11 protein-coding genes are annotated in these 15400 nt (G+C 66.7%); 4 read left to right on the top strand and 7 right to left on the bottom strand.

The window, feature by feature from the left end:
- Position 1: 1 nt before the first annotated feature.
- The 4 genes from MPLG2_RS07580 to MPLG2_RS07565 all read right to left on the bottom strand — a co-directional run bounded on the left by MPLG2_RS07580 (position 2) and on the right by MPLG2_RS07565 (position 5565).
- Complete coding sequence (locus MPLG2_RS07580; RefSeq protein ID WP_105185603.1) at positions 2-1774, bottom strand: TniQ family protein; 1773 nt, start codon at positions 1772-1774, stop codon at positions 2-4.
- Entirely contained in the window at positions 1746-2678 is a 933-nt protein-coding gene (locus MPLG2_RS07575; RefSeq protein WP_197710115.1) for an ATP-binding protein, read from the bottom strand. Before MPLG2_RS07575 ends, MPLG2_RS07580 begins: the two co-directional genes overlap by 29 nt.
- 125 nt (positions 2679-2803) lie before the next feature.
- Positions 2804-4846, bottom strand: a complete 2043-nt coding sequence (locus tag MPLG2_RS07570) for a DDE-type integrase/transposase/recombinase (RefSeq protein ID WP_173909614.1) — start codon at positions 4844-4846, stop codon at positions 2804-2806.
- Positions 4843-5565 (bottom strand): TnsA-like heteromeric transposase endonuclease subunit, encoded by a 723-nt coding sequence (locus MPLG2_RS07565; protein ID WP_158680959.1) that lies wholly within the window; start codon positions 5563-5565, stop codon positions 4843-4845. Before MPLG2_RS07565 ends, MPLG2_RS07570 begins: the two co-directional genes overlap by 4 nt.
- 204 nt (positions 5566-5769) lie before the next feature.
- Here MPLG2_RS07565 and lon point away from each other — a divergent pair, with 204 nt between their 5' ends.
- Positions 5770-8103: an endopeptidase La gene (gene lon / locus MPLG2_RS07560; RefSeq protein ID WP_105185600.1), complete on the top strand. Its 2334-nt coding sequence runs from the start codon at positions 5770-5772 to the stop codon at positions 8101-8103.
- A 180-nt stretch (positions 8104-8283) separates the two neighbouring features.
- A complete protein-coding gene (locus tag MPLG2_RS07555; protein WP_105185599.1) occupies positions 8284-9528 on the top strand; it encodes an MFS transporter in 1245 nt (414 codons plus the stop codon).
- A 150-nt stretch (positions 9529-9678) separates the two neighbouring features.
- Here MPLG2_RS07555 and MPLG2_RS07550 read toward each other — a convergent pair whose 3' ends face one another.
- The gene (locus MPLG2_RS07550) at positions 9679-11448 is read right to left on the bottom strand and encodes a glycoside hydrolase family 3 protein (RefSeq protein WP_105185598.1); all 1770 of its coding nucleotides are present in this window, start codon (positions 11446-11448) and stop codon (positions 9679-9681) included.
- 566 nt (positions 11449-12014) lie between these two features.
- On the opposite strand from MPLG2_RS07550, the gene MPLG2_RS07545 reads away from it, so the two are divergent.
- Together MPLG2_RS07545 and MPLG2_RS07535 are read left to right on the top strand one after the other, a co-directional pair.
- The gene (locus MPLG2_RS07545) at positions 12015-12257 is read left to right on the top strand and encodes a hypothetical protein (RefSeq protein ID WP_105185597.1); all 243 of its coding nucleotides are present in this window, start codon (positions 12015-12017) and stop codon (positions 12255-12257) included.
- A gap of 150 nt (positions 12258-12407) precedes the next feature.
- Positions 12408-13304, top strand: coding sequence for a L,D-transpeptidase family protein (locus tag MPLG2_RS07535; RefSeq protein ID WP_158680958.1), 897 nt, complete (start codon positions 12408-12410; stop codon positions 13302-13304).
- A gap of 350 nt (positions 13305-13654) precedes the next feature.
- Here the strand turns inward: MPLG2_RS07535 and MPLG2_RS07530 are convergent, their stop codons facing one another.
- Entirely contained in the window at positions 13655-14416 is a 762-nt protein-coding gene (locus MPLG2_RS07530) for a transposase (RefSeq protein WP_105185594.1), read from the bottom strand.
- Positions 14417-14641: 225 nt separating this feature from the next.
- Entirely contained in the window at positions 14642-15367 is a 726-nt protein-coding gene (locus MPLG2_RS07525; protein WP_105185593.1) for an IclR family transcriptional regulator, read from the bottom strand.
- Positions 15368-15400 lie beyond the last annotated feature (33 nt).

The raw sequence follows: 15400 nt of genomic DNA, 5'->3' as shown, positions 1-15400 counted from the left end.
GCTAACGGCTCTGCTCGGGGGTCCAGATCAGGGGCCCTTCAGCCATGTGGATTGCCAGGAGGTATTGATGCGCGCTGTGGAACAGGTCGGCGTGCCGCAGCGGGTTTAGCCGGCGGTAGTCGGCGTAGCTGGGTGTGTCCGGGTCGAGCCGGAGTGCTTCGGGGCCGTAGGCGATGTCGCCGGCGGTGAATCGCTCCCAGAACTGTCGGGTCAGTGTGCGTAGGCCGGTGTCGGTGGGGTGTTGCCGGCGGCCGACTTGGACGGCTTCGGTGAGGAGGTTGATATTGCGGCCGGTCATTCGGCGTTGTTGGTAGTCGATGGGCGGAGGGTGGTGTTGAAGCCGGGTGATCAGGCTGTCGAGGGCGGTGTGGATGGCGGGCCAGGTGCCGCGAGCTTGCGCATATCGCAGGTAGGTGCCGATGCGGTTGGGGTGGGTCGCGGGGAGCCGGAGGTGTTGGCAGATCTTCATCCATTGTTCGTGGTTACCGATCTTGACCAGCGCCATGGCGAGCAGGCTGTCCCGCAGGGCGTGGTTGGTGCAGCCGAGGAGGGGTTCGGGGACGCAGAGCGGCCAGATCGTCTGTGGGATCCAGGCCGGGGTCGGTTCGGGCAGTCGGGGGTTGTGCTCGGGCAGTCGGAGTTGCCGGATCTGTTGGGGATCGTGGAGGTGGGTGGCGGGGTAGCGGGGGGCGTGGTGCACGGTGCGGAACATCATCTGGTCGGCGGTTGGGAGGTGGTCGCGGATTCCGGCGAGTTGGATGGCGGCCAGGAGCGGGCTGTAGCGGTGGTTCGTTAGGCGACTGGTAGGGCGGACAGGGGCGTGCGGGCCGTCGTAGGTCAACATGGTGGCCCGGTCGGCTGCGCTGGAGAGGTCGGCTGCGGATAGAACGTGCGCAGCGTCGGCGAGGGCGGGACCCATTTCGGCCGGGTCGTCGGCCAGGTCGAGAAGGTCGACGCCGGGGGTGCCTGCGTCGATCAGCTCAACCAGGGCCTGGAACGCGATCCTGTGGGTCACGTCAAGCCCGGCGACGGTCACCGGTGCCGTCGGTGGGTCGTTTGCCCAATCGTGTAGAAGTTGTTGCCCGGCGACCCCGGCCGGGGCTGCTGTTGTGGTGGGTGCTGTGGTGAGGTCGGCGTTGCACCATTCGTGGGACCGTTGATGTCCTGCTCGTGGGGTGGTCGGCCGGCGGGAGGGGCAGCGGTGCAACTCGATGACGTGCCCGATCCAGGCGAACTGTCCGTGGGGTGGTTGGCCGCAGGCGGGGCATGCGTTGAGAAGGTAGATGTGGTGGGTCGGGCAGATCCAGGACAGGGGCGAGTGCCAGTGGTCTGGCCACCACGGGTCGGCCTCTGCAAGGCAGTAGGGGCAGTACCGGAATTGCGGCTGACTGGGCAGCGAGTGGCCGAACGTGGCTGAGTAGTTGGTGGTCGCGGCGGTCAGCGGCTGGACCTTGATGAAGGGTTTGGTCTGTTCCGCGGTCAGGCCGAGGCGAGCCACGAGGCCGGGCTGGTTACGCAGCCGGGTTGCGATGGTGCGGCTGCTGCTGATCCGGCGGCGGGTGCCCGCGCCGCGCAGCAGGTCACGGACCGGGACGTCGTAGCGGACCGCGAGCCGCCTCATCCACGACAGCACCGCTTCCCCAGGATGGGGTGGAAGGTGAATCGGTAGCGCGTCGAGATCGTAGCCAGCCGGGACTGCGCGCAGGTTCGGTCGGCGTCGGGATTGTTCGACGGTCAGGGGCAGGTCAGTTACGCGTGGCGCTGTGGGCGGCATTGTCGACGGTTGATGCGGTGAGGAGATCGGCGGTCAGGGTTTCGGCGCCGGTGGTGATGGCGAGGTAGCAGGCTCGATCGATCAGGTTGGTCAGTGAGGCGATGTGGCCCTGGGTGCGGCGATGCAGCAGCTTCGCGTGTTGGGTGAGTATCCCCGGCTGGGCCTCGGCGAGCTTGATGTGGCCCTCCATTGCTCGTAGCAGATCGGTCCAGGCTTTGGCGCCGGGGGTGGTGCCGATGTCGAAGGGGGCAACCTCGCAGCGGGTCGCCCGGCGAGAGGTTTGGGCATAGGCAGCATCGGGGCCGAGGACGCCCTCGTCGAAGAACTTCTTCTCCTTCAACCGGACACCGACATAGATGAACGTGACCGGCATTTCGTTGGCCAACCCTTTGAGGTGGTTCGACACCTCTTGCCCGTTACGGTGCCGGAAGTCGATGAAATGGAGATCGTCGATCACGATCAGCTGGGTTTCGCAGGAAGCGACACAATCGACGGCGAGCGCGCCGAGTCGGGCCGAGGAGGCACGGTCGGCGGCGGGATGGCCGTAGAAGGCGAGGATCTTCTGGTTGAGCCCCTTCAAAGTCATCCCGGCCGAGAGCGGCACGAACGCGACCGGCAGCCGTTGATGGCCCGAAGTGGTGCGGGCAGGGTTGCGGCGCATGATGCGGCGGTGGAAGTCGCGGGCGTAGCGGGTCGCGATGGTGGTCTTGCCTAAGCCTGGGGCTGCGTCGACCACGACCGAGCCGCGGAGCCGATCCGAGTCGCGCCGGTTGGAGGCCATCACCTGGTCGATCACGGCGAACGCGGCAGCGAGCTGATGGGTCTTCACCGTGGGCAGGTTCGCGTTCCAAACCATGCGTGCCTCGTTGTAGTCCTCCAGGCTCACCTCGTCGAGCCGTGCCATCTCAGCTCGGGTGAGCACGTCGAGGTCGCGGCGTGGGGCGGCGTTGACGAACGCGTCCCAGCCGCCCTTGTAGGCAAGCTGGAAACGGCCCGGACCGTTCGACTGGAGCCAGCGTGCCCACTTGTTCATTCGTCGAACACCTCCAGCCCGTCAGCGTCGGGATGGGCGGCGTAGTAGGCGGCGAACACGTCATCGTCGTCGCTCTTCAGGCCCTGTTCACGGTCTTGGCGCCGTTGCAGCAAGTCGATCACGCCAGGCACCGACACCCGATCCCGCTCATCCACAACGGTGCCGGCTGCGTCGTCGGCGTCTCCGGCTGTGGCTTGTCGTTGGGTGGCGAGCCGGATCGCGACGTTGCGGTCGCGGCGGGAGGTGACCTCACCGGCGGCCCAATCGGCAAGCAGGTCGGCAACCGCCTGTTGGGGGTCGACGTGGCGGCCGGTTCGGGTCGCCACCGTTCGGGTGTATCGGGCCGCATCAGCGGAGAACGGGGCGTCGATGCCGTGGGAGTGTTCCCATTCCAGCCGGTGCCACGCCCCGGTGCTGGGGTCGCGGAATCGGACGGTGCGGACATCGTCTCGGTCGACCATGATCGGCCACTTCCCCGGATGTGCCCCGCCGAATGGTGAGCGGGTGCCGCGGTAGTCGTTCACGCCGGGTCCGTCGTAGCGTCGTCCGTCGATCTCGACCCCGTAGTGCTGGATGGTGCGCCACTCCACCTCGAGGAAGTCGTAGATCAGGTCCTTGCGGGTTGGTAGCCGCAGCCGGCCCGCAGCGGCCACGCCGCGGGCGAACATCTCTGCCGGTGACAACGCCAGCCGCGGCTCCAACGGATCAACCAGGCCATCGTGTGGGGTGTGGTGATAGACCCGGCCAACCCATTCGCGGATCAGCTGCTCCAACTCGCCGACGTAGTAGAACGCCTCCGATTCCACATCGATGCCGCGTGACCACACATCGGGGCCTTTGTAGCCGCGAAGGCGTTCGAGCAACGATTGCCGCATCGTTCTAAAGAACCGCTCCAGGGCTGGCTTGTCGGTCGGCTTGTCCGGGATTGCCGGCTGGATCGAGATCCCCAACCGTTCACACACTGATCGGGTGTGTTCCGACAGATAGATCTTGCCATGGTCGACCACGATCGTGTCGGGCAAGACTCCTCCCGGGTCCGCCAGCACGATCCCGTCCGGCAAGCCCGCGTAGGGGCCTTCGGGTGCGCCGTGCCGCCATCCCCACGTTTGTGGTGTCACGGTCTGGAACAACACGCTCGCCACGTCTGGGCTTTGCGCAGCGACCGGCCGGAGCCTGAGCCCGGTGATGCACCGGTCGAACAAATCCATCGCGACGGTCAGCTCGGTGTTCACCCACCGCAGGGTGACCGGCTCCATCGCGAACACATCCATCCGGTAGGAATCCATCAACACGTACTGCCCCGGCCGATCCGCACGCAGCCGCCCCAACACCCCAGCCGGCCGCTTCGCCACGGACCGACGCTGCTTCGCCGGCCCGAACGTGTACCGGCCCTTGTCGAGTTCGTCTAGCCGGCGGTAGGCCACCGCGGCGGATGGCACCTTGCCATCGGGGACGGCCGCTCGGAAGGTTTCGTTGACTCGTCGGATCACGGACTGTTTGGTTGGGTTGCTGGCTTTGGAGTGGGAGTCGAGCACTGCCAGGCATGCGCTGTCCCATCGCGGGTCGACTCCGCGTCGAACATCCCGAAGCATTCGTGTGTCGATGAGTCCTGCTGGGCCCAGCTCGGTGACGCGAGCAACTTGGCGTTCGAGCGTGCGGCGGCTCACCCCGGTCTCCGCAGCCAACTCGTCGTAGCGTTGCCCCAGGCTGCGGTCGTCGGCCTCTTCGGGTTCGAGGAGCCGCCGCAGGACGGCGAGTTTCGCTTCCAGGGCCCTGTGTTGCTTCGTGGACAGACCTGCCAGGATCACTGCGGGGATGGTCCACAGATCGTCACGTTCGGCTGGATGCTGGCTGGCTGGTTCGGTTGAGTGGTCGACCTCATGGCGGAGGCCTTCCAGAAGGGAGCCGATGCTCACCGCGCGGATGCGCCCGCCGTCGACGAGGCGCACGAAGCCGTCGGCCAGCTCAGACACTTCCCAACCCTGACCGTCGTACCAGACCCGGTCACCGACCTTGAACTCAACGCTGCCGGCTGTCATGCCACGTCCTGAAGCACTGAAGCACCGGTGAGGGGACAGGACAGGTCCACGACCCAACGACCCGCCCACAACATAGACATCGACGCAGGCCGAGCCAGAGTGCCCTCGATACCTGAGGCGTCTTCCACCTCGGCGATCGTCATCCCTACCTGCGCAATCCGGGCAATGTTGCCGAGGGTGTCCGCATCTGCGGCATGACCTCGCCGTACCGCCGCCAGAAAACGGATGTTGCGCAGCAGCACAGGGTCAGCACCCGACCAAACTTCGTAGCTCCATCCCTTGGCCTCGCATAACCGACGCGTCCAGCTCATCACGGCAGCGACCACGGCATCATCGAGCAACTCGGCGGGCTTGACATCAACCACGACGTACCCACCGGTCGTCTCCAACAGGCAGTCAGGAACGTGTCGCCGAAGCACCGATCCGTCTCGGCCAGAAACCCAGAACGGCTGGCTCAGCACCCACGACACCGTCGGATCGAAGTCGGCCAGCCAAAGCCGATCACGCTCGAGAAGGCTCTCGTACCCGACCAGCGACCGGGTCGTTGCCATCCAAAGCAAGCCCGGGTAGTTGCGTTGACCCCTGTAGCTCGGGAAGTCGCGGACCGGCAGCCCCCGAACAACATCTTGGGCCCGAGCGTTGGCCAGGCTGGTCAACTCCCAACGATCCGGGGCAGCAAGGAACCGGAACTCAGTGTTCCCCAGCGTTCCACCGCTCATGGCCGGAGCATCACACGCCGACAAGATAATGAGAGACCGACACGCCGCCGACAAGATAATGAGAAACCGACAAGTTAAACGAGAGCCTACATGGTGGTGCATGTTTCGCCGACGGTGAACGCGGAAACAAACGACGCCCGCCAAGCCTTGAGTCGATGTCGCTCAACTTCATCGGGCGACCCTGAAAGCGGAGGCTCGCACTCGATGACTACCACCAACCTTCCTGTCCTGTTCCTCACCGATCTGGTCGTTCTGCCCGGCATGGTCGTGCCGATCGAGCTCGACGATGCGGCCCGCGCCGCTGTCGACGCCGCCCGCTCGCACAGCGACGGCAAGCTGCTGGTCGCCCCCCGGCTGGACGATCGGTACGCCAGCTTCGGCGTGGTGGCCGACATCGTGCAGCTCGGACGGCTGCAGAACGGCGACCCGGCGGCCGTGATCAAGGCCGACCGCCGCGTGCGCATCGGGTCGGGCGTGTCCGGCCCGGGTACGGCGCTGTGGATCGAGGTGACCGAACTCGACGAGCAGACGGTCACCGACGACGTCCGCGCGCTGGCTACCGAGTACAAGCAGGTCACCATCGCGACGCTGCAGCGCCGTGACGCCTGGCAGGTGATCGACCAGGTGAACAAGATCACCGACCCCTCGCAACTGGCCGACCTTTCCGGGTACGCCTCGTGGTTGACCGACGAACAGAAGCGTCAACTGCTCGAAACCCCTGACGTCGCCGAACGGCTCGGCGTGCTCATCGAGTGGAGCAAGGCGCACCTGGCCGAAACCGAGGTGAACGACAAGATCGCCACCGACGTGCGCGAAGGCATGGAGAAGAGCCAGCGCGAGTTCCTGCTGCGCCAGCAGCTCAACGCCATTCGCAAGGAACTCGGCGAGGGCGAACCGGACGGCGCGAACGACTACCGCACCCGGGTCGAAGAGGCTGACCTGCCCGAGGACGTCCGCAAGGCCGCCCTGCGTGAGGTCGGCAAGCTCGAACGCGGCAGCGACCAGAGCCCCGAGGCCGGCTACCTGCGCACCTGGCTCGACACGATTCTCGAACTGCCGTGGGGCACCCGCACCACCGACTCGACCGACGTCAACGCGGCCCGCGAGGTGCTGGACGCCGACCATCACGGCTTGGACGACGTCAAGGAGCGCATCGTCGAATACCTGGCCGTGCGCAGCCGTCGCGCCCAGCGGGGCCTCGAAGTGGTTGGCGGACGCGGCTCCGGTGCCGTGCTTGCCCTCGTCGGCCCGCCCGGCGTCGGCAAGACGTCCCTGGGCGAGTCGGTCGCGCGCACGCTCGGCCGAAAGTTCGTGCGCGTCGCCCTGGGTGGCGTGCGCGACGAGGCCGAGATCCGCGGGCACCGGCGCACCTACGTGGGCGCCTTGCCGGGCCGGATCGTGCGGGCGCTGACCGAAGCCGGGTCGATGAACCCGGTGATTCTGCTCGACGAGATCGACAAAGTGGGCTCCGACTACCGCGGCGACCCCGCGGCGGCGCTGCTCGAAGTGCTCGACCCGGCACAGAATCACACCTTCCGCGACCACTACCTCGAGGTCGACCTCGACCTGTCGGACGTGCTGTTCCTGGCCACCGCCAACGTGATCGAGACGATTCCGCAGGCGCTGCTCGACCGCATGGAGTTGGTCAGCCTCGACGGCTACACCGAAGACGACAAGGTGGCCATCGCCCGCGACTTCCTGCTGCCCAGGCAGTTGGAACGCGCCGCGCTGACCGCCGACGAGGTCGAACTGACCGACGCGGCCCTGCGCGAGATCGCCGCCGACTACACCCGCGAACCGGGCGTGCGGCAGCTGGAGCGGCTGCTGGCCAAGGCGCTGCGCAAGGCGACCACCAAGTTGGCCGGTGTCGAAGACCCCGAGAAGACCGTGATCGACGTGGGCGACCTGCGCGAGTACCTGGGTCGTCCGCGGTTCACCCCCGAGTCGCACGAGCGCACCTCGGTGCCGGGCGTGGCCACCGGTCTGGCCGTCACCGGTCTGGGCGGCGACGTGCTGTTCATCGAAGCCAACGCGGGACCCGAAGGCGGCAAGCCGGGCCTGACGCTGACCGGGCAGTTGGGTGAGGTGATGAAAGAGTCGGCGCAGATCGCGCTGTCGTACGTGCGGGCCCACGCCGACCAACTCGGTATCACCGACCCCAGCGTGCTGAACCGGCACATCCACATTCACGTGCCGGCCGGTGCGGTGCCCAAGGACGGCCCGTCCGCGGGCGTCACGATGGTGACGGCGATCACGTCGATGGCGCTGGGGCGTCCGGTGCGCTCCGAAGTCGGCATGACCGGTGAGGTCACTCTGAACGGACGGGTGCTGCCGATCGGCGGCGCCAAACAGAAGTTGATGGCGGCGCAACGCGCGGGGTTGACCACGGTCTTCCTGCCGCAGCGCAACGAGCCCGATCTCGACGACGTGCCCGCCGACGTGCTGGCCGAGGTCGAGGTTGTACTGACCACCGATGTCGCCGACCTGGTGGCGAAGGCGATCGAGCCCGCGTCGGAGTCGGTGAGCGCCGCCGCCTGAGAACGCTGACGTGGCGCGAGTTGGGGACCGTTCCGAACTCGCGCCACTTCGCATGTGGCGCACGATAGAACCGTCCCCAACTCGCGCCAAAGGCCGAGGCGCCGCCCCAGCGGCCATGGGCGGAGCCTCGCCGCAGAGAGGCCCGATGCATTGCGGGCGGCAGCCTGCCAGAATCTGGGGATGGCTGCTACCACCGGTGGCGAGAGCATCGCACCGGGCTTCGCGCGGTTCTGGTGGGCCGAGGCGGTGTCGGGGTTCGGCACCGCGATCACGCTGCTGGCGCTGCAGACCCTCGTGGTGGTCACGCTGCAGAGCGATGCCGTGGCTGTCGGCTGGCTGAACACCTTTCGGTGGCTGCCCTACCTGGTGCTTGGGCTGGTGGTGGGGGCGATGGTCGACCGGGTGCGGCGGCGTCCGGTCATGATCGTCACCGACCTGACCCGCGCCGTGTTGTTGGCGGCCATTCCGTTGGCTTGGGTACTGGGCGTTCTGACGTTTCCGACGCTGATGGTCATTGTGGTGTTGTTCGGCACCGTGTCGCTGGTCAACGACGGCGCGTCGCAGTCGTTCATTCCGCGCCTCGTGCCGCGTTCGGCATTGCAGCGCGCCCACGCCCGGCTGGACGGCGCGGACGCAGTCGCTCAGACTGCCGGCCCGGCGGTTGGGGGTGCGCTGATCAGGCTGGTCGGCGCGCCCTTGGCGGTGCTGGTGGACGCGGCCAGTTACCTGTTCTCGGCACTCATGCTGACCACTCTGCGCGTGAGCGAACCCGCGCCGGTGGCCGAGCGCTGGAGCTTTCGGCGGTTCGGCGGCGAGGTCGCAGCGGGCGTCCGATGGGTGTACGGCGAGTCTGGGCTGCGGCGAATGGCGGTGGCTACCCAGGTGTGGTTCGCGGGGCAGGCGACCCTGCTGGTCGTCGTGGTGCCGTTTGCCTACCTTCAGCTGGGGCTGAGCGCCCTTCAACTCGGCCTCGTGTTCGCGCTGGCGGGCGTCGGCGCCGTGGTGGGTGCGGCCACCAGCACCCGGGTCGGTCGGCGGCTGGGCACCGGAGGAGCGATCTGGTGCGCCAACCTCACCTCCGCCGCCGGTGTCGTGGTGATGGCCGGGGCAGCGTTGGCCCCGACCGGCTGGCTGGCGGCTGCCGTGCTCGCCCTCGGTCAGCTCGGCCACGGCTGGTCGATGGGGCTGAGCAACAGCCACGAGATGACGTTTCGGCAGGCGCTGACGCCCGACGAACTGCAGGCCCGCACCAACACCACCCTGCGGTCGTTGAACCGGGCGGTGATCGTGGTCGTGTCACCGCTGGCCGGGCTATGCGCCGACCGATTCGGCTTCGTGGCCGCACTCGCGGCCGCTGCGGCGATCTTCGCGAGCGCTGCCCTGATGCTGATCCTGTCGCCGCTGCGACGTGTGCGCATCGAGTGAGGCGGAGTGCAGGTGTTGAGATCGTTGCGTTCGCCGGTATGACGGGGTCAGCTTCGTCATCCCGGCGAACGCCGGGATCTCAGACGTCACCGAGCATCGTGATCAAACCCAGGGTGAGGTGAGGCAATCCCGACGGGCTCGACCCGCGGGTCAGCTATACCGCAGGCCGTGGCCGAACCGGAACAGCGGGTCGACGGTGTCGAACGGCACGTCGGGCAGGTTCGCCTCGACCGCTGCCATCGAACTGGGCAGGTCGAACGGTAGCGCACCCTGGGGCGAGCTCTCGCCGAACAGCACATCGAGCAGCGCGGACGGCCCGGCGCCCCAGTTGGCGGTGATCGCACCCACCCGATCGACCAGTGGGGTGAGAATCGCCGGACGGTCCATGAACACGTCCAGCACCGTCGGCACCACGGTGGCCACCTCGAGCAGATGCGCCACCTGACCTGCCGAAAAGTCCAACGACCCCGAGTGGAAGAAGTTCTCGAACATCGTCGGCCGCTGCTCGTAGGGCGCCGCGATGCGCACAATCGCCACGTCGGCTTCGGCCGGCGTGGCCACCACGGTGCCGTACCGCCCGGCCACCTCGGAGTCGATGCCCTCGACGTACACCTTGCTGCCGCGGCTCAGCGGCAGCAGGGCGTCGGTGTTGGTCAGCAGCGTGATGGACGCCCGCTGGGCCGCCTCGCCCGCTGCCACGAAATCGGCGTTGCCGACGATCTGCTTGGCCCGCTCGACGTCGACGTAGCGCTGCTCGTCGAACAGCCCCAGCACGAACTTTTCGCGCAGCAGGCGCCGCGCCGAGACGTCCAGCCGGCTTTCGGGCAGCTCACCGCTGCGCACGATGTCGATCAACAGCTCGGGGCAGGCCTCGCCGCCGAACTGGTCGACACCGGCGTCCAGCGCCTTGATCATGCGCTCGCGAGGGGTGAGGTGTTCCACCCCCCACGCGCGGGCAGGGAACGGGGCACCCATGATCTCGGAGTTGTTGATCAGGCCCCAGTCGGTGCAGACGATGCCGTCGAAGCCGAACCGCTCGCGCAGCATGGTGGTGATGACTCCCTTGTTGAAGCCGAACCCCACCTCTTCGAGGTCGGTGCCGACGGGCATGCCGTAGTAGGGCATGATCTGGCTGGTGCCGGCCCCGAACGCCGCCTCGAAGGGCTTCAGATGCAGCTCGAACCGGCCGCCGGGGTAGACCTGCTCGCGGCCGTGGGCGAAGTGCGGGTCTTCGCCGTCGAGCTGCGGGCCGCCACCGGGAAAATGCTTGGTCATGGTGGCGACCGAGTCGTGGCCCAGCGTGGTGCCCTGAAAACCGCGAATGTAGGCGGCGCCGAGGGCGCAGGTGAGCTCGACGTCTTCGCCGAAGGTCTGCAACTGACGTGACCAGCGGGGCTCGGTGGCGAGGTCGATCTGCGGGTGCAGCGCGACCCTGATGCCGACGGCGGTGTATTCCTGCCGGGCGATGTCGCCGAACCGCTCCACGAGCGCCTCGTCGCGGGTCGCGGCCAGGCCCAGCGTGTCGGGCCACACCGAGAACGCTCCGGTGGTGAGTGCCGCCAGCGGGTTGTCGCTGTAGCTGTGCCGCGGATCGGTCGAGATCGTCACCGGAATGCCCAGCCGGGTGCTGGCCGCGAGTTCCTGCAGCTTGTTGTGCCAGCCGGCGATCGCCTCGGGCGTGGGCCCCGACCCCAGAATGTTGAAGTGATTCATGAGTCGATGGGTGACGTATTCGACGTTGCCGGGCAGGCCGAACGTCTCGTCGCCGTCGCTGAGTGAGTCTTCGGGGTTCATCGTGATCATGGTCTGAAAGAACAGGCCCGCCTTCTCTTCGAGCGTGAGCTGGCAGAGCAGAATCTCGACCCGCTCATCGATCGGCAGTGCGGCGTCGGTGTAGCTGCTGTCGACGCGCTCTGTCATGGTCGCTGTGCTCCTTTGCGGTGGACGAGACGGGTGCCGGTCGGTGGGCGGCCGCGGCACACATCGAGAACGTTTCATACCAGGCGTTCGTCGTGCCAGTCGCCAGCCGCGATTGATGTGGGGCGCAGCGTGGCCTCGACAGGCTTACCAGTCATCCCGGCGGAACCCGGGATCTCTGTGTGGGTGGAGGGTGAGCCGTGGGCGGCCTGATGACTCGTGGTCGCCTTCGTGAGATTCCGGCGTTCGTGACCAGTAGTGGCGTGATTTGAGACGGTTCCTGATCTCGCGGCCAGCGCACCGGCGGCGAACCGAGTCCCGAGGGGCCGAAAGCCTGGTTCTCGTGAACTCGGAGGTGACCCCCAGGGCCGTCCGAGGTGCTCGGATGCGCGGTCGTGAGATGTCAGCTGTACACCGGTGCGCGGTAGCGAGGACGAGGGCGCGGGCGGCGTCCGATGAGCCCAGTTCGTCGCACATGACGTAGCTGCCCTTGTGACACGTAGCTGCCCGCACGCAGGCAGCTACGTGTCACAAAGGCAGTTACGTGGACGTGAGATTCCGGCGTTCGCTTGTCGGTCGTCGAGCTCGTCGAGACTCGGGTGGTCCCGCTGGTAGAGCTCGTCGAGACCCTGGGTGGCCCGCTGATCGAGCTTGTCCCTGTTCGAGCCCGTCGTGACCGCGTGGTCCCGATGGTCGAGACCTCGAATGACCAGCGTTCCCAGTGGTTCTACGACGCTGATGAGGTGCGCCGCGACCCGTCGGTTACTGGCCGAATCATCAGCCACTACCCAGGCAACTCTCAACCGCACTGACTAGGCCGATGACGGGAACTCAGGCGTCGGCAGGTAGGCTGAGCCTTGCTTTGCCCGTTATGGAAGGACCGTTCGGTGACCCTAGGCCATCAATCGGCTGCTGCCCCCGATAAGCGCGCCACTCTCACTGCTCGGCTCCGACTGGCCCCCATGGCCGCCGCCGCCGCGAGCCTGGCCTTGCTGGCCGGGTGTGCTCTGACGCCTGCTCTTGCCGGGCCCGCCCCGTCGACCACCGCCTCGGCTCCCGTCACCACTGCGCCCTCGCCCACGGTGTCACCCAGCGCGTCCGTGTCGACCAGCCCGAGCGTGTCGCCGTCCCCGAGCCCGACGAAGACCACGCCCCCTGATCCGCTGGCGGGCCTGAGCAAGAAGCGTCGCGCGACGTTCAAGGCGTGCATGAAGCAGACGGTGCGGCCCGGGTCGTCCGGCACCTGCACCAAGCTCGTGATCAAGGAACTGAAGGCGGCGGGCTTCTACCCGTGGGGCTCCGCCAGTTATGTGAGCTCGACGCGCGGGGCGAACGCCATTCTCAACTATCAGCGCTCGCGCGGCCTCGACGCCGACGGCTGGGTGGGCAAAGACACCTGGATCGCGCTGGCGGTCAAGGCACCCACCGTCTCGAAGGAACTGCCCAAGACCTGCTACACCAAGGGCGTCGTGCTGTGCGTCGACCAGGCGCATCGGCGGCTGCTGTGGCTGCGCAACGGCAAGGTGATCAAGACGTTCAAGGTGCGGCTGGGCGGCTACAACGAGCACGCCAAGACGCACAAGTGGCGCAACTTCCCGACCGCGAACGGCACGTGGAAGGTGTACGACAAGCAGGTCAACCCGGTGTCAGAGACCTACGGGTCGGGTGCGATGCCCTACAGCACGATGTTCTACCCCGACATGTACGTGCACTACTCGCCGGGCTTCCACTCGGTGGGTTACGCAGGTTCGAGCCACGGCTGCGTCAACATCGGCAAGCTCAGCGATGCCCAGTGGATCTTCAAGAACACCCCGATCGGCGCCAAGGTGCACATCTACTCCACCAAGGCGTCCGCCTGAGTCTGGGGACGGTTCTCCGACTGGGAAGGGGACGGTTCTCCAACCAGGAAGGGGACGGTTCTCCAACCAGGAAGGGGACGGTTCTCCAACCAGCCGAAGACGGGCCGAGGTCGCGTTGAGCCGGCGGTCTAGCTCTCGGTTATTGCACAGCGGCCGATGTGGCTTGGACGTGTTGGACCTGGAACTTGGTGAGCCCGAGGCGTCCGCCTGAGTCTGGGGACGGTTCTCCGACTGGGAAGGGGACGGTTCTCCAACCAGGAAGGGGACGGTTCTCCAACCAGGAAGGGGACGGTTCTCCAACCAGCCGAAGACGGGCCGAGGTCGCGTTGAGCCGGCGGTCTAACTCTCGGTTATTGCACAGCGGCCGATGTGGCTTGGACGTGTTGGACCTGGAACTTGGTGAGCCCGGTGGCTAAAGCGATTCGGGCATACGAGATGGAACGTGTGCGCAACTCCGCAATGGCCCTCCGCTGCACAGAAAGTGACAGCCGGACGAAGTCTTCGGGTTGGCCAACCCCGTAGCGCGCACGCAGGAGGTCACGTGCCTCCGTGTTTACCAATCGACCAGTCTGTCGTGTCTCCGTTACCGGCTGCACCGACGGGCCGAGATCCTTCTCGTTCAGTATTTCCTCCGGCACCAGCGTTGCGAGGACGTCGACGTCCACTAGTTCGGAGCCGGAGGTCAGGGAATGACTGCTCCAGGGGTAATCCTCTGGGGTTGCAACCAATCCGGCGGCGACGGGATTCTTCCACACGTACCGAAGGACGGCGCCAAGGTAGTCATCCGTCTCTACAGGCTTGCTCTTGAATCGGTCTTGAAACAGGTGACCGACCCGCTTGTACTTGCGATTGAACCAACCGACGTACCGGACTCCGAGTCGCTTCATCACCGAAGAGAGCGGCTCGTCACCCACGCGCAACACCAAGTGCGCATGGTTGGGCATCAGGCAGTAGGCGAGCACGGCGCAGCCCGACAACTCCTTGGTGAGGGAGAGTGCGTGAAGAAATCGGGCGTAGTCGCCGTTCTCAATGAACAAAGCATCGCGGTTTACCCCGCGAAGCATCACGTGATAGACGCCAGAATCGGCGAGGATACGGGCATGACGAGGCATTGGCTTCTCCTTTACTGAAGCAGAAAGCCTAAGCACACCCTTCCCATTTAGACGAGCCAAAGTTGTCCGGTTGTGGATAACTACGCGGTGGTGCTCAAACCTGTGGACAACGTGATCTAACCGTGCCCTGAACCCGGTTGGGGAACCGTCCCCTTGCTGGTTGGGGAACCGTCCCCTTGCTGGTTGGGGAACCGTCCCCTTCCCGGTTGGAGAACCGTCCCCTGATCAGCCCTCGGCGCCGCTGCGGCGCAGCACGTCGCTCAGTCGCTCGGCGGCGGCCATCACGGCCGGGGCGTGCAGACGTCCGGGCTGGCGCGAGAGACGTTCGATCGGGCCGGACACGCTCACTGCCGCGATCACCTTGCCCGAGGGGGAACGGACGGGCGCCGAGACCGACGCCACCCCCGCCTCGCGTTCGGCGACCGATTGGGCCCAGCCGCGCCGGCGCACCGTGGCCAGCGCGACCGCCGAGAACGACGAGCTCAACAGCCCGCGCTGAATGCGCTCGGGGTCTTCCCAGGCCAGCAGCACCTGCGCCGCCGAGCCGGCCGACATGGTCAACTGCGAACCCACCGGAATGGTGTCGCGCAAACCGGCCGGACGCTCCGCTGCCGCGGCACACACACGCATGTCGCCCTGGCGCCGAAACAGTTGCGCCGACTCGCCGGTGATGTCGCGCAGCCGCGCCAGCACGGGGCCAGCGGTAGCGAGCAGGCGGTCTTCGCCCGCGGCCGATGCGAGCTCCGTCAACCGCGGCCCGAGTACGAAACGCCCTTGCAGGTCTCGGCTGACGAGACGATGATGTTCAAGAGCAACTGCCAAGCGATGGGCGGTGGGGCGGGCCAGTCCGGTCGCGGTGACGAGACCGGCCAGCGTCGTGGGCCCCTGTTCGAGGGCGGTCAGCACCAAGGCCGCTTTGTCCAGTACGCCCACACCGCTTGAGTTGTCCATAGGGTGATACTGCCGTCTCGAACTTTGATATGC

This window comes from Micropruina glycogenica, assembly GCF_900289045.1.
Classification (GTDB): domain Bacteria; phylum Actinomycetota; class Actinomycetes; order Propionibacteriales; family Propionibacteriaceae; genus Micropruina; species Micropruina glycogenica.
This window is presented reverse-complemented; position numbering and strand designations above follow the sequence as displayed.